18 protein-coding genes are annotated in these 18,462 nt (G+C 71.5%); 12 read left to right on the top strand and 6 right to left on the bottom strand.

Annotation, left to right across the window (positions count from 1 at the left end; all coding sequences use genetic code 11):
* Positions 1-80 precede the first annotated feature (80 nt).
* Both ACYVIH_RS10870 and ACYVIH_RS10865 read left to right on the top strand, forming a co-directional pair.
* Positions 81-1,835, top strand: a complete 1,755-nt coding sequence (locus ACYVIH_RS10870; RefSeq protein ID WP_460869149.1) for a hypothetical protein — start codon at positions 81-83, stop codon at positions 1,833-1,835.
* Positions 1,836-1,933: 98 nt separating this feature from the next.
* The gene (locus tag ACYVIH_RS10865; protein ID WP_460869147.1) at positions 1,934-2,545 is read left to right on the top strand and encodes a hypothetical protein; all 612 of its coding nucleotides are present in this window, start codon (positions 1,934-1,936) and stop codon (positions 2,543-2,545) included.
* Positions 2,546-2,593: 48 nt separating this feature from the next.
* Here the strand turns inward: ACYVIH_RS10865 and ACYVIH_RS10860 are convergent, their stop codons facing one another.
* Positions 2,594-4,180 carry a long-chain-fatty-acid--CoA ligase gene (locus ACYVIH_RS10860; RefSeq protein ID WP_460869145.1) on the bottom strand — a complete coding sequence of 529 codons (1,587 nt, stop codon included), beginning with the start codon at positions 4,178-4,180 and terminating at the stop codon, positions 2,594-2,596.
* A gap of 169 nt (positions 4,181-4,349) precedes the next feature.
* Here ACYVIH_RS10860 and ACYVIH_RS10855 point away from each other — a divergent pair, with 169 nt between their 5' ends.
* Together ACYVIH_RS10855 and ACYVIH_RS10850 are read left to right on the top strand one after the other, a co-directional pair.
* Positions 4,350-5,408: a TerC family protein gene (locus ACYVIH_RS10855; protein WP_460869143.1), complete on the top strand. Its 1,059-nt coding sequence runs from the start codon at positions 4,350-4,352 to the stop codon at positions 5,406-5,408.
* Between the two features lie 63 nt (positions 5,409-5,471).
* Positions 5,472-6,032 (top strand): hemerythrin domain-containing protein, encoded by a 561-nt coding sequence (locus tag ACYVIH_RS10850; protein ID WP_460869141.1) that lies wholly within the window; start codon positions 5,472-5,474, stop codon positions 6,030-6,032.
* A 9-nt stretch (positions 6,033-6,041) separates the two neighbouring features.
* Here ACYVIH_RS10850 and ACYVIH_RS10845 read toward each other — a convergent pair whose 3' ends face one another.
* The 3 genes from ACYVIH_RS10845 to ACYVIH_RS10835 are packed head-to-tail and all read right to left on the bottom strand — an operon-like array spanning position 6,042 to position 8,892.
* Positions 6,042-7,025 carry a C40 family peptidase gene (locus ACYVIH_RS10845; RefSeq protein ID WP_460869139.1) on the bottom strand — a complete coding sequence of 328 codons (984 nt, stop codon included), beginning with the start codon at positions 7,023-7,025 and terminating at the stop codon, positions 6,042-6,044.
* Complete coding sequence (locus tag ACYVIH_RS10840; RefSeq protein ID WP_460869137.1) at positions 7,022-8,098, bottom strand: mandelate racemase/muconate lactonizing enzyme family protein; 1,077 nt, start codon at positions 8,096-8,098, stop codon at positions 7,022-7,024. Before ACYVIH_RS10840 ends, ACYVIH_RS10845 begins: the two co-directional genes overlap by 4 nt.
* Entirely contained in the window at positions 8,095-8,892 is a 798-nt protein-coding gene (locus ACYVIH_RS10835) for a serine hydrolase (RefSeq protein WP_460869135.1), read from the bottom strand. Before ACYVIH_RS10835 ends, ACYVIH_RS10840 begins: the two co-directional genes overlap by 4 nt.
* A 281-nt stretch (positions 8,893-9,173) precedes the next feature.
* Between ACYVIH_RS10835 and ACYVIH_RS10830 the strand changes: the two genes are divergently transcribed.
* The 4 genes from ACYVIH_RS10830 to ACYVIH_RS10815 are packed head-to-tail and all read left to right on the top strand — an operon-like array spanning position 9,174 to position 11,605.
* On the top strand, positions 9,174-9,641 hold the full coding sequence (locus ACYVIH_RS10830) for a pyridoxamine 5'-phosphate oxidase family protein (protein ID WP_460869133.1): 468 nt from the start codon (positions 9,174-9,176) through the stop codon (positions 9,639-9,641).
* Positions 9,638-9,889 carry a ferredoxin gene (locus ACYVIH_RS10825; protein ID WP_460869131.1) on the top strand — a complete coding sequence of 84 codons (252 nt, stop codon included), beginning with the start codon at positions 9,638-9,640 and terminating at the stop codon, positions 9,887-9,889. Before ACYVIH_RS10830 ends, ACYVIH_RS10825 begins: the two co-directional genes overlap by 4 nt.
* Positions 9,889-10,803 carry a 3-oxoacyl-ACP reductase gene (locus ACYVIH_RS10820; RefSeq protein ID WP_460869129.1) on the top strand — a complete coding sequence of 305 codons (915 nt, stop codon included), beginning with the start codon at positions 9,889-9,891 and terminating at the stop codon, positions 10,801-10,803. Before ACYVIH_RS10825 ends, ACYVIH_RS10820 begins: the two co-directional genes overlap by 1 nt.
* 37 nt (positions 10,804-10,840) lie before the next feature.
* A complete protein-coding gene (locus ACYVIH_RS10815; RefSeq protein WP_460869127.1) occupies positions 10,841-11,605 on the top strand; it encodes a glucose 1-dehydrogenase in 765 nt (254 codons plus the stop codon).
* 13 nt (positions 11,606-11,618) lie between these two features.
* On the opposite strand, the gene kstR is transcribed toward ACYVIH_RS10815, so the two are convergent.
* On the bottom strand, positions 11,619-12,227 hold the full coding sequence (gene kstR / locus ACYVIH_RS10810) for a cholesterol catabolism transcriptional regulator KstR (protein ID WP_460869167.1): 609 nt from the start codon (positions 12,225-12,227) through the stop codon (positions 11,619-11,621).
* Positions 12,228-12,385: 158 nt separating this feature from the next.
* Between kstR and ACYVIH_RS10805 the strand changes: the two genes are divergently transcribed.
* From ACYVIH_RS10805 to ACYVIH_RS10795, 3 genes are read left to right on the top strand one after another with little or no spacing between them, the layout of a single operon-like run.
* Positions 12,386-13,621 (top strand): glycosyltransferase family 4 protein, encoded by a 1,236-nt coding sequence (locus tag ACYVIH_RS10805; protein WP_460869125.1) that lies wholly within the window; start codon positions 12,386-12,388, stop codon positions 13,619-13,621.
* Positions 13,622-13,625: 4 nt separating this feature from the next.
* Entirely contained in the window at positions 13,626-14,336 is a 711-nt protein-coding gene (locus tag ACYVIH_RS10800) for a class I SAM-dependent methyltransferase (protein WP_460869123.1), read from the top strand.
* Between the two features lie 8 nt (positions 14,337-14,344).
* Positions 14,345-15,448 carry a prenyltransferase gene (locus tag ACYVIH_RS10795; RefSeq protein WP_460869120.1) on the top strand — a complete coding sequence of 368 codons (1,104 nt, stop codon included), beginning with the start codon at positions 14,345-14,347 and terminating at the stop codon, positions 15,446-15,448.
* A gap of 8 nt (positions 15,449-15,456) precedes the next feature.
* Here the strand turns inward: ACYVIH_RS10795 and ACYVIH_RS10790 are convergent, their stop codons facing one another.
* Entirely contained in the window at positions 15,457-16,128 is a 672-nt protein-coding gene (locus ACYVIH_RS10790) for a class I SAM-dependent methyltransferase (RefSeq protein WP_460869118.1), read from the bottom strand.
* 91 nt (positions 16,129-16,219) lie between these two features.
* On the opposite strand from ACYVIH_RS10790, the gene ACYVIH_RS10785 reads away from it, so the two are divergent.
* Positions 16,220-18,457 carry an acyl-CoA dehydrogenase gene (locus ACYVIH_RS10785; RefSeq protein ID WP_460869115.1) on the top strand — a complete coding sequence of 746 codons (2,238 nt, stop codon included), beginning with the start codon at positions 16,220-16,222 and terminating at the stop codon, positions 18,455-18,457.
* Positions 18,458-18,462 lie beyond the last annotated feature (5 nt).

Here is an 18,462-nt window from a genome sequence, read left to right as displayed (position 1 = left end):
CCCTCACCCGCTCAAGGAACTGATCGGCGGCTGAGCGCCAACTGCACTCAAGCAGAGATGCAGGACGTATGTTCGGATGCATGGACGGGATGGACGCGCTGACCGAGCTGGACGCCGAGGGTGTCCTGGCCGAGGCCGAGCGCGTCCATGCGGACATGGTCGCGGCGGAGGCGGCGCGCTTCGCGCTGGCGGCGCACTGGGCCGACCTGCACTCGGGCGAGGCACTGGTCGAGGAGCGACGCCGGTCGGGTGTTCGACCCCGACCGGGCATGGAGCGGGCGAAGCGGGCAGGTGCCCACGGGACTCCGCTCGTGGCCGAGTTCGCGGCGATGGAGCTGGGCGTCCAGCTCGGCATGGGCTACGCCGCCGCGGCGTGCTTCCTGCGCGACGCCGTCAACGTGCGGCACCGCCATCCCCTGCTGTGGCAGGAGGTGGCCGGGCAGCGGGCGCGCGTGTGGCAGGCGCGCGCCGTGGCCCGGTTGTGTGCCGAGGCCGGCCTCGACCTCGACCAGGCCCGGGCCGTCGACGCGGCCACGACGCCCTACCTGGCGGCGCTGCCGTGGTCCCGGTTCGAGGAGCTGGTGCGCGGCCGGATCGTCGAGGCCGACCCGGAGGCAGCCGAGGCGAGGGCGGAGGCGGCCGCGTTGGCGCGGTTCGTGCGCACCGGTCAGTCCACCGAACACGGTCTGAAGATCCTGGTGGCGCGGGCGACCGCGGGCGACGTGATCTTCTTCGTGGCGATGGTGGACCGGATCGCCACGGTCCTGCTCGAGCGCGGCGACACCGATCCGGTCGACGTCCGGCGGTCCAAGGCGATCGGGATCCTCGCCAACCCGGCACGGGCGCTCCTGCTGCTCGAGGAGTCCGCCGCCGCAGCGGCTGCGGCTGGTGGCCGCTGTAGCGCCGATGATGAGGGCGACGACCTTCCCGAGGATGGTGCCGACGCCGGTGGTGCGGACGCCGGTGACGCAGCGGACGCCGGTGACGCAGCGGACGCCGGTGACGCAGCGGACGACGGGGACAACGGCGAAGGAGAACCTGCGGAAACCGGGGGAGCCGAGCCGAGGACGCCGCGGTGTCCGACCTGCCGCGGTGAGCGGGCCGTGGCCGGTGACCCGATCCCGTTCGTGAAGCCCGCCCGCGGTCTCGACCTCCGCCGCGGCGCGCTCGACGTGCTGGGTCGGGTCGACCCGAAGAAGCTGCTGCCTCCGGCCGTGCTCTACATCCATGCCAGCGAGGACACGATCCGCACTGGTCACGGCGTGGCCAGGATGGAGGGTGTCGGCGCGATCACCGCTACCCAGGTGCAGGACTTCCTCCGCGGCTGTCTGGTCCGGCCGGTCCGAGTTCTCGACGTGGCCGGGCAGCGACCGGTCGACGGTTACGAGGTGCCCGCGGAGACCGACGAGGCGCTGTTCCTGCGCAACCCGGCGTGCGTCTCGCCCTGGGGGACCAACATGTCGCGCGCGAAGGACACCGACCACACCGAGCCGTACGTCCCCCGGGCCAGGGGCGGTCCTCCGGGGCAGACGCACCTCGGCAACCTGGGTCTGCTGGCCCGCTTCCCACACCGCGTGAAGACTCACGGCCGGTGGAGCCTGCGACAACCCGCTCCGGGTGTGTTCCTGTGGCGCTCTCCCCATGGGTACTGGTTCCGCGTCGACCACTCCGGCACGCACGCGCTGGGCAAGGAGCCGAGGTCCGGGCCTGCGGTGTCACCGGTCGACCATGCCCGAGGGCGTCCGGAGGAGAGCCCCGTTCCGTTCGTGGACGAGGTGTGGGTGTCGCCGCTGGAGGTCGACCTCGCCGAGCTGGTGCTGCTGCACGGCGCCTGAGTGCTGACCGGTCACTCCCGACGTCCGGCCCGATCGGCCCCGTCATCGGCGAGGTCGGAGGACAATCGACAGCGAGGGCGCCGGAGGTCGGAGGCGACATGACAGAGACCTTGCTGCTGGACGAGTTCCTTCCCACCTACGACCACGTCGTGGCGGTGTCGCAGGTGTTCCGCGCCGCACCTGAGGAGGTGTTCGAGGCCGCCGTCACCTTCGACCTGTACCAGCTTCCGCTGGCCCGCGTCCTGATCGGTGCGCGTGCTCTGCCGGCTCGTGTCGCCGATGCCAGGGCGCGGCGCCGTGGCGAGACCGTGGCCCCCGAGCCGCCGACGTTCCGGGTTCGCGACCTGCCGGCCCACGGCTGGATCCTGCTCGGGGAGCGTCCCGGCGCCCAGCTCGTGTACGGCACCGTGACCAAGCCGTGGCGCGGCACCGGCGGCGAGCCGGCCGAACCGGTCACCGCGGACGGCTTTGCCGGGTTCGCCGAGCCCGGCTTCGCCAAGATGGCCGAGAGCACCCGGGTCACCCCGTACGGCGCTCGCGCGTGCATCCTCACCCTGGAGACCCGGGTCTCGGCGACGGACGAGGTCAGCCGTCGACGGTTCCTCCGCTACTGGCGAGCGACGGGGCCGTTCATCAGGCTGATCCGGCCCGCGGTGCTGAGGGCCCTCGACCGGCAGCTCCCGCAAGCCCCGCGTCCTCTCGCCGGCTGAGAGCGGCTGGCTGGGCGCGGGAGTGCGACGCGCCCCGACAGCGTCGGATCAGACGATCGACCGGTCGTGGCCCTCCCAGTAAGGCGCCCTCAGGTCCTTCTTGAGGATCTTCCCGGTCGGGTTGCGGGGGAGGGCCGGCACGACGTCGACGCTGCGGGGGCACTTGAAGTGGGCCAGCCGGTCACGGCAGTGCTCGATCAGCTCCTCCGAGGTCGCGGTCGTGTCGGGCTTGAGTCCGACCACGGCCTTCACGACCTCGCCCCACTGGTCGTCCGGGACGCCGATCACAGCGACCTCGGCAACCGCAGGGTGCTCGGAGAGGACCCGCTCGACCTCGGGGGAGTAGATGTTCTCGCCGCCGGAGATGATCATGTCCTTGAGCCGGTCCTCGACGTACACGAAGCCACCGTCGTCCATCCGGCCGATGTCACCGGTGCGGAACCACCCGTCCTCGGTGATCACCTTCCGGGTCTCCTCGTCCTTGCCGAGATAGCCCTTCATCAGCTGCGGGGTCCGGAACCACAGTTCTCCCGACGTCCCCCTCGGCACGTCCTGCCCGGTCGCCACGTCGACCACCCGGCACTCCGCCTCGGGCAGCACGGTGCCCGCGGAGAGCAGCCGCTCGGGGTGCGCAGAGTCCCGGTGCGCATCGGGGAGCAGGTGCGTGATCACGCCGGCCACCTCGGTCAGCCCGTAGACCTGCATGAAGTCGGTGTCGGGCCAGGCCTCCATCGCGGCGCGCAGCAGGGGAGTGGGCATCGGCGCGGCGCCGTAGGTGTAGCTCTTCAGGGCGCCGAACAGCTTGACCGCGTCGGGGCCACTCTGCAGCACCTGGGCCAGGACAGCGGGGACCAGGAAGGTGCGGTTGGCGCCGTTGAGGATGCCCCAGGCCAGCGAGGCACCGTCGGGGTCGCGGGTCATCACGCTGGGGACGCCGTCGAAGATCGAGAACAAGATGTACGACGAGCCGCCGACGTGGAACAGCGGCATCGCCACCAGCGACTTGTCACCCTCGTCGAAGCCCCAGCCCTCGTGGGCGTTGTCGGTGTGCCGGATCATGTTGCGGTGCGTCAGCATGACGCCCTTGGGTCGGCCCGTGGTGCCGGAGCTGTACATCACCAGGCAGACGTCGTCCGGCGCGGTCTCGTCGGGACGCTCCAGCGGCTCTGAAGCGGCCAGCCAGGCTTCGTACTCGTCACCCTCGGCCCCGTCCGGGGTGACCATGATGATCGTGTCGACCCCGGTGAGGCGGTCCCGGATCCCCTCGATCGTGGGCATCAGCTCCTGGCCCACGAAGAGCACCTTCGCCCCCGAGTCGTTGACCGCGTAGTCGACCTCGTCACCCGCGGAGCGCCAGTTGATGATCGCGTGGGCGGCGCCGATGGAGCCGGCCGCCAGGGTGATCTCGACACAGGCCGGGTGGTTCTTGTCGAGGAACGCCACCACGTCCCCGCGTCCGACGCCGAGCGCCTGGAGCCCACCGGCCGCACGACGTACCCGGTCGTTCCACTGTGACCACGTCCACCGACGTTCGCCGTACAGCACCGCCTCGCCGTCGGGGTTCTCCTTGGCCCAGTGAGCAAGGGGCTCGTCGATGGTGCTGGGCTCGGACGGCAGACGTGTCAGGAAGGTCATGGCCGGACTGTGACACAGCGCACACAGCGCGGCAAGGGTCCGCGCCGATGGCGGACGGCGAGCCGGCACGCGTTTGGCCGGGGCGGGTGGGTCTGGGAAACTTGCCCGGGTTCCGGACGGCCAAGACCTCCGGGGCCATCGACCTGCCTGCCCCCGGAGGAGCTCGTACGTGAACAGCCTGATCGGTGACTCCGTCGCCAGTCCGACGATCTGGATCGTCACCGTCGTGGTCACGATCGGCGTGCTCCTCGTCGACCTCCTGGTCATCGCCCGCCGCCCGCACGAGCCGTCGATGAAGGAGGTCTCCCTCCACCTGGCCTTCTTCGTGGGCCTGGCGGTCATCTTCGGCGCCGCACTGTGGCTGTTCGCCGAGCCGCACGCGCTGAGCCCGTCCCCGGGCCCGGAGTTCTTCGCCGGCTGGCTGACCGAGTACTCCCTCTCGGTCGACAACCTGTTCATCTTCTTGATCATCATGAGCAAGTTCTCGGTGCCGCGTCAGTACCAGCAGACCGCGCTGATGGTCGGCATCGTGCTCGCGCTGATCATGCGCGCGATCTTCATCCTGGTCGGCGCCGCCGCGATCAACCAGTTCAGCTGGGTGTTCTACATCTTCGGCGCCTTCTTGATCTTCACCGCCGTCAAGCTCGCCAAGGAGGGCGCCGAGGACGAGGAGGAGTACGAGGAGAACAAGCTGATCAAGCTCGTCGAGCGGCGCTTCCCGGCCACTTCGGAGTGGCACGGCACCAAGCTGTTCGCCACGATCGACGGCAAGCGGCTGATCACCCCGATGTTCCTGGTGATCCTCGCGCTCGGCACGACCGACCTGCTCTTCGCGCTGGACTCGATCCCGGCGATCTACGGCCTCACCCGGGACCCCTACCTCGTGTTCACCGCCAACATCTTCGCGCTGATGGGCCTGCGGCAGCTGTACTTCCTGATCGGCGGCCTGCTGCAGCGCCTGATCTTCCTCTCCTACGGGCTGGCCTTCCTGCTCGGCTTCATCGGCGTGAAGCTGATCTTCCACGCCCTGCACGAGAACGAGCTGCCCTTCATCAACGGCGGCGACAACATCGACGCCAAGTGGCTCGAGATCCCGATCTGGGTCTCGCTGACCGTGATCGTGGGCACCCTGGCGGTCACCGCGGTGGTGAGCCTGCGCGTCTCGCGCAACCGAAGCCGGTCCGATCTCGACGAGGCCACCGGCCCCCGCCGGGAGACCACCGGCTGATCCTCGCCGCCGTGTGAGCGGTACGACGAGCATGGCGCCCCCTCGAGGGGGTATACCGGTGCCATGAGCACTCCTATCGAGCTGGGACGCCCTGTGTCCGGGGACGTCATCGAGCTGATCCTCGAGGACCACCGTCGTTTCGAGCAGCTGATGCGTCAGCTGCGTGACAGCACCTCCGACCGCGACGCCGTGCGCGCGGCCTTCGCGGCGCTGCACGTCGCGCACGCCGAGGCGGAGGAGAAGTTCGTCTACCCCGCGCTGCGTCGCAAGGACGCCATCGACGAGCACGAAGCCGAGCACGGCGAGGAGGAGCACGCGGAGGGCAACGAGAAGCTGCTCGCCCTGCTCGAGCTCAAGGGCACCGACACCCAGGCCTTCGACGACGCTGTCGAGGAGCTCGCGGAGGCGATCAACCACCACCTCACCGAGGAGGAGCTGACCATCCTCAACCCGGCGCGCGAGGAGGTCTCCGAGCAGGTCCGCGCCGACCTCGGCGAGCAGTTCGCCACCGAGCGCAACCGCCAGATCGATAACGACTGCGGCAACATCGAGAACGTGCGCCGGCTCGTCGAGGAGGCGAAGAAGGAGGGGCTCCTCGACGAGGAGGGCGACGACGAGGACTGAGCCTCCGTCTCACCCCTGACGCACGCGCTCCTGGATCCGTGCCGCCGAGACCAGCGTCTCGACACGGTGCGGGGCCAGGGGCGCGTCCTCGACCAGCTCGCCACCCTCGGGTGCGTGCAGCATCCGGCGGACCCCGTCGGCCGCCACCGGCGCCGAGACGAACCCCACGTGGTAGACGCGCTCACCCGGTCGTGCGAAGAAGTACAGGTCCCCGGGCTCCACGGCGTCGAGGTCGACCGGGACCAGCCGGTCGGCCTGGTCGAAGGCGTCACGCGGCACGGTCACACCGTGGGTGCGCAGCACCAGGTGCACCAGTCCCGAGCAGTCCAGGCCCCAGGCCGACGTGCCGCCCCACAGGTAGCGCAGGCCGAGGAACATCTCGGCGGTGGCGAGCAGGCTCTCCGCGGTCGGGGGCGGCGCCTGGCCTCCCGCGACCAGCCGGACGTCGGCAGCCGCCAGTCGTCCGCCGACCGGGCCGCCCGAGCCGGGCAGCAGGACCTCCACCGCGCGGGCGCCCTGACCCCTGCCCCGTCCGTCGTCACCGAGGACCGTCGCGGCGTCGGCCACCGCCAGCGAGGTGCCGAAGGAGACCCTGAACCTGGCGCCGCCGTCGAGGACCAGCTCAGCGGTGGGGGAGACCACCACCGCACGGTGGGCCGCCCCGCCGGGCACAGCGGGCGCGAGATGGCTGCGACGGACCCAGCCGGGATAGCCGCTCGGATGCGCCGACGACGGCTGCCACAGCGCCGCCACCCGGACCCAGTCGCCGACCCGCCCGAGCACGTGCACCGGCTCGCCCAGCAGCGCCTGCGTCAGCGTGCGCCCGGTCAGCCCCTTGCGCACCGTCGCATCCATGGAGGCGGTCCACGCGGTCATGTCGGGCACGTCGAGGACGGCCGGCCGGTCGATCTCGCGCGGCGCCTCGGGCGCGGTCCACAGCGTCGTCACGGGCACTGCGACCTCGCGCACCTCGGCCGTCCCGCAGTCGGTCATCGCAGACCCTCGATCCCCAGCCCCGGCGCGTCAGGGAGTACGACGCTCGCCCCCTCGTAGCGCAGGCCACCGCGGACCGGTGAGCTCGCCGACCACCAGGCGGCGTCCAGATCGGGGACCGCGGTCGTGCCGAGGGCCGCGACCAGGCTCGCTGCCGCGCCGACGCCGACGTGGGTCTCCATCATCGAGCCGACGATCGTCCCCATGTCATGGGCCCGGGCGAGCTCGAGCAGCGTGCGCGCCGGGCCGATCCCTCCGCACTTGGCGAGCTTGACGTTGACCATGTCCGCGGCGCGTCGCCGGATCACCTCGACCAGGTCCCGCAGGCCGTAGACCGACTCATCGGCCATCACCGGGGTGCTCACCCGCTCGGTCACCCAGGCCAGGGCGTCGAGGTCCTCGCCGCGGACCGGCTGCTCGACGACCTCGACCCCGGCTCCGGCTTCCTCCAGATCACGGATCACCCGGACCGCGTCCTTGGCCTTCCAGCCCTGGTTGGCGTCCAGCCGGAGAGCGACGTCCGGGCCGACGGCCGCACGGGCGCCGAGCACTCGCTCGACGTCGGTGCGTGGATCGGTCCCGACCTTCATCTTCAGCACCGTGAAGCCATCGGCGCGGCGCGCGGCGGCCGCCTCCGCGAGGTCGGCTGCCGTCCCCGCCGACAGCGTCACGTCCGTGGGGACCTGTCGGGTCGCGGAGCCGAGCAGGCGGGGGAGCGGGACACCGAGCCGGCGCGCGGCGAGGTCGTGGAGCGCGACGTCGACCGCGGCCTTCGCCGCGAAGTTCCGCGCCACCGCGCCCCGGGCCCGCGCGGTGAGGTCGACCAGGTCGTCCGGGTCGGCGCCGACGAGCAGCGCGGCCAGCGGCCCCTCGACGCAGGCCTGCGAACCGGCGACCGAGTCACCGGTGACCTGCCAGACCTGCGGCGCCTCGCCCCAGCCGCTGACCCCGTCGTCGTCGGTGACCTGCACCAGCAGGCTGTCGGTCGTGGTGGTGCGTCGCAGCGCGGTGACGAAGGGGGTGTGCAGCGGCACGCTCACCCGGTGACACGCGACCTGCTCGATCCTGCTCAACCCGTCCGCTCCTCCCAGATCGCCCGGCTCACCTCGGCGATCAGCCGGCTCGCCGCCTCGTCGCTCAGCTCCGTGGTCGTGCACACGGCCAGCACGTAGGGCGCGGCGCCGGCCGGGCGGACCAGCGCCACGTCGTGGGCGACCCCGTCGACCCACCCGGTCTTGTTGGCGACGTAGGTGTCCGCGGGAAGCCCGGCTGGGATCTTGTCACGGTGCTGCTGGTCGGCGAGCACCGCCTCCAGCGCGCGGGAGGTCTCGGCCCCGGCGAGACGGCCGTCGGCGAGCGCGGCCATCACCAGGCCCAGGTCGGCGGCCGTCACCACGTTGTCGATGCCGGCCTCCCGTGCGGCGGCGTCGCCGATGCCGCGTGGCAGCACCGTGGTCGACGTACACCCGGCGTCGCGGAGCACGTCGTCGACCGCACCCGCGCCGACGTGCTCCAGCACGAGGTTGGTCGCGAGGTTGCCCGACCTGACGACCGCGGCTCGCGCCAGCGTTCGCAAGGTGCGCGTGCCACCGAGCGCGGCCCAGGTCTCGTCGTCCTGGTCGTCGGCCTGCTCCAGGGAGTACGGGCTGTCGTCCTGCGCCGAGGCGAACTCGTTGTGCACGGCCACCGGCTGGTCCAGGTCGAGCTCGCCGCGCTCGTGCAACCGGTGGGCGGCGACGAGAAGCGGCAGCTTCATCGTGCTCGCGGCGTAGTGCGGCGCGGCGGATGCCTCGTCCCGGAACGGCACCCCGGTGAGGTCGCCGGCCCACACCGAGACGGTGCCGGTGCGGTTCCCGTGGGTGGCCATGGCCTTCAGGTTACGGGGACAGGCCGGCGGGGGTCCGTGACCTCTTCGCAACCCGCTCGTAGCGCTTTCCTGACCCGGCGCACGAGGGCCGGGTTCATCCGCCCCTCCGTCGACGACGGCACCTGGCTGGTCGCCGACCTCGACGCGCTGTGAGCCGGACGGTCCGTCTCAGCCGGTGTGCCGCTCTGGCCAAGGCCGGGCACTTGGCCCTAAACTAGAACACGTTCCACATGGACGGCGGTTCCACGGATCGGGTCTGGGCCCGGAAGGTGCGGTGAGGGATGGGCAGCGGCAGGGACCTGGTCAAGATGACCGAGGCCGAGGTCGAGGAGTTCCTGGAAGGGAACAAGAAGGTCCAGGTCGCCACGGTCAACCCCGATGGCAGCCCGCACCTGACCACCCTGTTCTACGTCGTCCAGGACGGCCGGATCGTGTTCTGGACCTACGGCCGCTCCCAGAAGATCAAGAACCTCCAGCGCGACAGCAGGATCAGCTGCCTGGTCGAGACCGGGGACGACTACTTCGAGCTGCGCGGTGTCTCGATCACCGGGCACGCCGAGCTGGTCACCGAGGAGGACGGGATCCGCCGGATCGGCACCGCCGTGGCGAGTGCGATGGTCGACGGCGCCGACCTGGGTGACATCGGCCGCGACGAGGTCGAGCGCCAGGTGCGCAAGCGCGTCGGCGTGGTCGTCGTACCCGAGCGCGTCGCGACGTGGGACCACCGCAAGATGCTGGCCAAGTCATGAGCAACACCGCAGATGAGGAGAACGCGATGACCCAGAGCCCGGACGTCGTCGGCAAGGTGGCCGTCGACTACGACCTGTGCGAGGCCAACGGCATCTGCGTCGGCATCGACCCCGACGTCTTCCAGCTCGACGACGACGACAACCTGCACCTGCTGAGCACCGACGTCACCCAGGCCAACGAGGCACGGATCCTGCAGGCCGTCGACTCGTGCCCGCGCAACGCCCTCCGGATCGAGAGGAACGGCTGATGTCGCAGGACCTGTTGTCCCTCGACGGGCGGGTGGCGGTCGTCACCGGCGCCGGCGCCGGTCTCGGCCGCGCCGAAGCACTGGCGCTCGCCGGGGCGGGCGCCCGGGTCGTCCTCAACGACCTGCCGGGCGCCGCGGACGAGGTGGCCGAGGAGATCCGGGCGGCCGGGGGAGAGGCCGTCGTGGTCGCCGGTGACATCGGCGAGCGCGCGACCGCCGACGCCCTGGTCAGCGCTGCCGTCGACGACCTCGGCAGCCTCGACATCGTCGTCAACAACGCGGGCGTGCTCCGCGACAGGATGCTGTTCAACATGTCGGACGAGGACTGGGACCTGGTGATCCGCGTCCACCTCCGCGGGCACTTCCTGCTGTCCCGCAACGCCGGGGCGCACTGGCGCTCGGTCTCGAAGGCCACGGGTGGCCCGGTGTACGGCCGGGTGGTCAACACCACCTCCGAGGCCTTCCTCGTCGGCTCCCCGGGACAGGCGAACTACGCCGCAGCGAAGGGCGCGATCACGGCCCTGACCCTCTCCACCGCCAGGGGGCTCGGCCGGATGGGTGTGCGCGCCAACGCGATCGCGCCCCGCGCGCGCACCGCGATGACCGAGGAGGTCTTCGGCGCGCACGACGCGGAGGGACTCGACCCGCTCTCGCCCGAGCACGTGGCGCCGCTCGTCGCCTACCTGGCGTCGCCTGCGGCCGAGCAGATCACCGGCCAGGTGTTCGTGGTGTACGGCGGGATGGTCGCCCTGCTTGCCGCACCGGTTCTCGAGCAGCGCTTCGACGCGCAAGGGGGCACGTGGGACCTCGGCGACCTCGACAAGCAGCTCGGCAGCTACTTCGCAGACCGTGACCCGGCGGTGGGCTTCGCCGCCGACAGCGTGATGAAGATCGCCGACCAGCCGCTGGGCTGAGCCCGGCCCACAACGCAGCCACTCGAAAGGTAACCAGATGAGCAGCACAGGACGTCTCGCCGGCAAGGTCGCACTGATCACCGGCGCGGCCCAGGGACAGGGGGCCGCGGCAGCCCGTGCCTTCGTGGCCGAGGGCGCCAGGGTCGTCATCGCCGACATCGCCGACGACGCCGGCAAGATGCTCGCCGACGAGCTCGGTGAGGCGGCCTACTACCGCCACCTCGACGTGACCAGCGAGCAGGAGTGGGAGAGTGCGGTCAACGAGGCGGTGGAGAGCTTCGGCGGCGTCGACGTGCTGATCAACAACGCCGGCGTGCTGCTCTTCAGCGAGCTGGCCAAGACCACCCTCGAGGAGTACCAGCGGGTGATCGGCATCAACCAGGTCGGCACCTTCCTCGGCATGCGCGCCGTCGCCGACCACATGGCCGAGCACGGCGGCGGCTCGATCGTGAACTCGTCCTCGATCGAGGGCCTCGGCGGCATGCCGCTGCTGATCGCCTACTCCGCGAGCAAGTTCGCCATCCGGGGGATGACCAAGGTGGCCGCGATGGAGCTCGGGCCGAAGGGGATCCGGGTCAACTCCGTGCACCCGGGCATGATCGACACCGGCATGATCCGAGACCTCGCCGGTGCCGAAGGCCTGGAGTGGGGCGGCACGAAGGTGGCGCTCAAGCGGGTCGGCACCCCCGAGGACGTCGCTGGGGTCTACGTGTTCCTCGCCAGCGACGAGAGCGGCTACTGCACGGGGGCGGAGTTCGTCTGCGACGGTGGCGCCACCGCCACGCACGCCTACGGTGGCTGACGCCCCCGCCGGGTCACTCCCGCAGCAGCAGCCGGACCGCGACGTCCATCGACTTGCTGACGTCACCGGCCGACGCCCGTCCGGTGACCCACTGCACCAGGCTGGCCAGCCAGACGTCGCCGATCACCTTGGCGATCGCGATGTCGTCCTCGGTGGGCTCGATCTGGTCGCTGGTTGCGTCCGGGTTGCGCATCGCGCGCATCAGCATCCGGGTCACGTGCATGCCGACGACGTGGATCTCGTTGGCCACCGACGCGTCGGCGAACATGAACGCCCGCGTCAGCGCCTCGGTGAGGTTCGGGTCGCGCTGGAGCGCCCGCGTGGTGCGCGACAGGACGTACATCACCCGGTCCGGCGCGGTGTCGCCCGGGATCGGACGTCGGTCGAAGTTGGTGTTGGCCTGCTCGAACTCGCGGGCGAGCGCCGACACCAGCAGGTGGATCTTGGACGGGAAGTAGCGGTAGAGCGTGCCGAGCGCCACGTCGGCGCGCTCGGCGACCGCCCGCATCTGCACCGCGTCGAAGCCGCCCTTGGAGGCCAGCGCGATGGTGGCGTCGAGGATCCGCTTGCGGCGGTCGCGCTGGGCGGCCGAGCCGAGCTCCTCGAAGGCCAACGAGTTCATGGTGCTCACGGTGGTGCTCCCGTCGCTTATTCACAGCTGGCTCGTTGGAGTGAGCACCGGCGCAAGCCCAGGCCCGCTCATTGCGTAGGCTAACACCGGCCGTCGCTGTAATCGAAACACGTTCCACCCGCAGTTTCCCGGTTTCTTGGAGGTCAAACGTGCGCATCGCCTTGCTGTCCTACCGCAGCAAACCGCACTGCGGTGGCCAGGGGGTGTACGTCAGGCACCTGAGCCGTGAGCTCGTCGCCCTCGGTCACGAGGTCGAGGTCTTCTCCGGCCAGCCCTACCCCGAGCTCGACCCCGGCGTCCGGCTGACCAAGCTGCCCAGCCTGGACCTCTACCGGGAGCCGGACCCCTTTCGCACGCCGCGTCCCAGTGAGTTCCGCGACGCCATCGACGTGCTCGAGGTCGCGACCATGTACACCGCCGGGTTCCCCGAGCCGCTGACCTTCAGCCTCCGCGCGGCCCGCGTGCTCAAGCGCCGGCGCAACGACTTCGACGTCGTGCACGACAACCAGACCCTGGGCTACGGCATCCTCGACATCGTGCGCACCGGGCTGCCGGTCGTGGAGACCATCCACCACCCGATCACGCACGACCGCCGGGTCGACATGGCCGCCGCCCACGGGCGCAAGAAGATCTCCACCTGGCGCTGGTACGGGTTCTTGACGATGCAGGGCCGCGTGGCGCGGCGGATGAAGCACGTGCTGACCGTCTCGAGGTCCTCCGCCCGCGACATCGTGGCCGACTTCGGCGTCGCCCCTGAGCGGATCGAGGTGATCCCGCTCGGTGTCGAGCCCGAGGTGTTCCAGCACTACCAGGACCCGCGCGTCCCCGGCCGGATCGTGGCGATGGCCAGCGCCGACAGCCCGATGAAGGGGATCGCCACGTTGCTCGAGGCGTTCGCCAAGCTGCGCACGGAGCGCGACATCGAGCTGGTCCTGGTCACCCGTCCCAAGCCGGGCGGACGCACCGAGCAGCTGATCGACCGGCTCTCGATCAAGGACAGCGTCCGGTTCGTCAGCGGCCTCAGCGAGGCCGAGCTCGCCGCGCTCGTCGGGTCCGCGGAGATCGCCTGCGTGCCGTCCCTCTACGAGGGCTTCTCGCTGCCGACCGTCGAGGCGATGGCGTGCGGCACCCCGCTGGTCGTCAGCCGCGCCGGTGCGATCCCCGAGGTCGTCGGCGAGGACGGGCTCTGCGCCGACCTGGTCACCCCCGGTGACGTCGGTGAGCTGGCAGCGGCCCTCGAGGCGCTGCTCGACGACCCGGAGCGGCGGCACCGGATGGGAGCGGCCGGGCGGAAGCGGGCGCTGGAGAAGTTCAGCTGGCGCGCGGTGGCCGAGGCGACCGCTGCGGCCTACCAGCGGGCCATCGACGACAACCAGGAGAACTGACCACATGCTGACCGTTGACTTCGACCGGCTGGGTGTCCAGGCAGGCGAGCGGGTGCTCGACATGGGCTGCGGCGCCGGACGCCACGCCTTCGAGCTGTACCGCCGCGGCGCGGACGTGATCGCCTTCGACCAGGACGCCGACGAGCTCTCCGCGGTCTCCGACATGTTCGCCGCGATGCGGGCGGGCGGCGAGGTGCCCGACGGCGCCGAGGCCGACGTCAAGCAGGGTGACGCGCTGCAGCTGCCGTTCGCCGACGGCGAGTTCGACCGCGTCGTGGCCGCCGAGGTGCTCGAGCACATCCCCGACGACGAGACCGCGATCGCAGAACTCGTGCGCGTGCTCCGGCCCGGTGGGACGATGGCCGTGACCGTTCCGCGGTGGCTGCCGGAGAAGATCTGCTGGGCGCTGTCGGAGGAGTACCACGAGGTCGAGGGGGGACACGTGCGGATCTACACCGGCGACGAGCTGGTCGGCAAGCTCGAGCGCGCCGGGCTGACCTTCACCGGCAAGGAGCACGCCCATGCCCTGCACTCGCCGTACTGGTGGCTCAAGTGCGCGGTCGGTGTCGACAACTCCGACCACGTGCTGCCCAAGACCTACCACCGGCTGCTGGTCTGGGACATCATGAAGCGGCCGTGGTTGACCCGCACCGCCGAGCAGCTGCTCAACCCGGTCATCGGCAAGAGCATGGTGCTCTACCTGACCAAGCCCTGAGGCCGCCGATGACGGTCAACATCTCCGGCGACATCCCCAGCCTCCCGGGCGTGCTCTCCGCCGACCAGGTGCGCCGTACGGCGGCCTCGATCGCCCGTGCGCAGGAGCCCTCGGGAGCCATCCCGTGGTACCGGGGCGGTCGGATCGACACCTGGGACCACGTCGAGTGCGCGATGGCGCTGCTCGTCGGCGGTGAGGTCGAGGCGGCCGAGCGTGCCTACACCTGGCTCTTCGAGACCCAGCGCCGCGACGGCTCCTGGCCGATGAGGATCACCGCAGGCCGGGTCGAGGACGCGGGCACCGACACCAACATGGTCGCCTACGTCGCCGTGGGCGTGTGGCACCACTGGCTGGTCCGCCGCGACCAGGCGTTCGTACGCCGGGCATGGCCGGTCGTCCGTCGGGCGCTCGACCGCGTCGTCGACCTCCAGCTGCCCTTCGGTGGGATCGCCTGGGGCGTGGGCGAGCTCGGTGTCGTCGACGAGACCGCCCTGGTCACCGGCAGCTCGAGCATCTTCCAGGCTCTGGCCTGTGGGGTTGCGCTCGGCGAGCTGCTCGACGAGCCGCAGCCCGAGTGGGAGCTCGCGGCGGGCCGGCTCGGACATGCCCTGCGCGAGCACGAGGACCGTTTCGTGCCCAAGCCGCGCTACTCCATGGACTGGTACTACCCGATCCTCGGCGGTGCCGTCCGGGGCGCGGAGGCCGAGGAGCGGGTCGCCTCCCGCTGGGACGAGTTCGTCGTCGACGGGCTGGGGATCCGCTGCGTCGCGGACCGCCCCTGGGTGACCGGCGCCGAGACCTGCGAGCTGGTGATGGCGCTCGACGCCCTCGGTGAGCACGATCGGGCCTGCGAGCAGCTCGCCGCGATGCAGCACCTGCGCGACCCCGACGGGGCCTACTGGACGGGCTACGTCTTCACCGACGACGCACGCTGGCCGGTGGAGTGCAGCACGTGGACCGCCGCGGCGGTGATCCTGGCCGTCGACACGTTGTCGGGCACGACACCAGGGGCGGCCATCTTTCGCGGATCGTCGCTGACCACGGACTTCACCGAGATCGGTCTCGAGTGCGGTTGCGTGCCCGCCGACGCCAGGGGCGAACGGGTCACCTGAGTCCCGCGTCAGCCCACGGGGTCGCCGGCGTCGCCGCGCACCCGGGTCAGCGCTCGGAGCGAGCCGAGCACCTCGGTCTCCTCGAAGTCGCCGCTGTCCAGCGCCCGCCGGTAGACCCGGTACGGCGCCTGACCGCCGTCGGCCGGGTCGGGGAAGACGTCGTGGACCACCATCAGCCCACCGTGGTCGACCCAGCGACCCCAGCCCTCGTAGTCGTTGGTGGCGTGCTCGTCGGTGTGGCCGCCATCGATGAACAGCAGTGACAGGGGAGTGCGCCAGTGCGCCGAGACCGTCGTCGAGCGACCGACGACGGCCACCACCTGCTCCTCGAGCCCGGCGCGCGCGATGGTGCGCCGGAAGTGGCCGAGGGTGTCGAGCAGGCCGAGCTCGGGGTCGACGAGGCTCGGGTCGTGGTACTCCCACCCGGCCTGGTTCTCCTCCGACCCGCGGTGGTGGTCGACGGTGAAGACCGTGCCGCCCACCTCGCGGGCGGCCGCGCCGAGGTACACCGCGGACTTGCCGCAGTAGGTGCCCACCTCGAGCACGGGGCCGTGCGGCAGTCGCTGCCGGGCGAGCCGGTGCAGCAGGTCGCCCTCGTCGAGAGGCATGAACCCCTTCGCGGCCAGGGCGTGCTCGAGCAGGTCCTCGGGCATGCCGGGTCCGGTCGTGGTGGTGGACATGGGCTCCTCGATCTGGGTGGACGCCGCGTGCACGGGCCAGCGTATCCGTGGCAGTATTGAAACACGTTCTAGATCTGACAGGAGTCGCCCCGTGACGATCGGACTGACCGAGGAGCAGGCCGCCCTGGCCGAGTCGTTGGCCGAGTGGGCCTCGGCCCGGGACTTCCCCGCGCGGGTGCGCGCGTCCGAGGGTGGGGCGACGTCGCTCGAGCACTGGCAGGACCTTGCCGACCTGGGGGTGCTGGGCATCGCCGTCCCCGAGGCTGCCGGCGGTGCAGGTGGCTCCCGTCTCGACCTGGCGGTCGCTCTCGAGGCGTCCGCCGTGGGCCTGGTGCCCGGACCGCTGCTGTCGACGGCCGTCGCCGCAGCCGTGCTGGCCGAGGTGTTGGACGACGGGGCCGGCGCCGCGGCCGCCAAGCGCTTCCTCCCGGGGATCGGCGACGGCTCGGTCCGGATCGGGCTCGCCCCCGCGCCGGCCGAGCTGACGGTGAGCGAGGACGGGGGGACGCTCGACGGGACCGTCCCTGTCGTCCTGGACGCCGGTGCGGCGACCCACCTGATGATCGGGGCCTCGGCCCCTCGACGTGCTCAGGTCGCCGCGGTCTCGCCCACCGGCAGCGACTCGACGGCGGCGGAGACCTGGTTCATCGTGCCGGTCGACGCGGCGGGAGTAGCGGTCGAAGCGGCGGCGCAGACCCCCGACCTGTCCCGGACGGTGGGCACGGTTCGCCTCGGCGGTGTCGCCGTGGAGAGCGACAGCCGCGTCGACCTCCCGGCGGGCCAGGTGCGCCGACTGGTGCTGACCTTCGCCGCCGCGGAAGCCTCGGGGGTCGCCCGGTGGGCGCTGCGCACCGCCGTCGAGTACGCCGGCGTGCGCGAGCAGTTCGGCCGCAAGATCGGGTCGTTCCAGGCGATCAAGCACCTGTGCGCCGAGATGCTCGAACGGGCCGAGTCGGCCACCGCGGTCGCCTGGGACGCGGCCTCGGCCGCCGACCGCGACCCCGGGGAGCTGCAGCTGGCGGCGGCCGTGGCGGGTGTGGTGGCGCTCGACGCCGCGGTCGAGAACGCCAAGGACTGCATCCAGGTGCTCGGCGGCATCGGGTTCACCTGGGAGCACGACGCGCACCTGTACCTGCGCCGGGCGCTGAGCACACGTCAGCTCCTCGGCGGCACCGACCGGATGCGCCTGGAAGCGGCTCGGCTCGCCCTCGCCGGGCGTCGTCGGACCGTGCACGTCGAGCTCGACCCTGACGTCGAGCAGCTCCGCGCTGGGATCCGTGCGGACGTGGAACGGGTCGCGGCCGCGCAGGGGGATGCCCGTCGTACCGCTCTCGCGGAGGCGGGGTTGCTGATGCCGCACTGGCCGTCGCCGTACGGCCGGGGGGCCTCGCCGGCCGAGCAGCTGCTCATCGACGAGGAGCTGGCCGCTGCGGGTGTCGTCCGGCCCGACCTGGCGATCGGCGCCTGGGCCGCCCCGACGATCCTGGCGCACGGCACCGAGGAGCAGCAGCGCCGGTTCGTGCCGGCCACCCTCCGCGGTGACGTGGTCTGGTGCCAGCTGTTCAGCGAGCCCGGTGCCGGCTCCGACCTCGCCTCCCTCCGGACCCGCGCCGAACGTGTCGAGGGCGGGTGGCGGCTCACCGGGCAGAAGGTCTGGACGTCGCTGGCGACCGCGGCCGACTGGGCGATCTGCCTGGCCCGGACCAGCCCCGACGTGCCGGCGCACAAGGGGATCACCTACTTCCTGGTCGACATGCGCAGCGAGGGACTCGATATCCGGCCGCTGCGCGAGATCACCGGGGAGGCGGTCTTCAACGAGGTGTTCCTCGACGGCGTCTTCGTGCCCGACGACTGCGTCGTGGGCGAGGTCGACGGTGGCTGGAGGCTCGCGCGCACGACGCTGGCCAACGAGCGGGTCGCGATGAGCGGGTCCTCGCTCGGCGCCAACGTCGAGCGCGCCCTGCGCCTGCTGGCCGACGCCGACCCCGCCGACCCGTTCACGGCGACGAGGCTGGTCCGGGTCGGTGGCGCGGTCGCGGACGCGGTGACGGTGACCATGCTCGGCGCGCGCTCCACACTGCGCTCGCTCGCGGGACAGGGCCCGGGTGCGGAGTCCAGCGTGCAGAAGCTGGTCGGGGTCCGCCACCGGCAGGAGGCCGCCGAGCTTGCCTACGAGCTGGTCGGACCGGGGGCGCTGACCGGCGGCGCGGAGGCCGCCGAAGCGTTGCACGAGCTGCTGCTCACCCGGTGCCTGAGCATCGCCGGCGGCACCACACAGGTGCTGCGCAACGTGGCCGGCGAGCGGATCCTCGGCCTGCCCCGCGGCTGAGCGCG

It is taken from the genome of Nocardioides pakistanensis, from assembly GCF_054781215.1.
The sequence above is the reverse complement of the archived record's forward strand: the minus strand, read 5'-3'. Positions and strand labels throughout refer to the sequence as shown.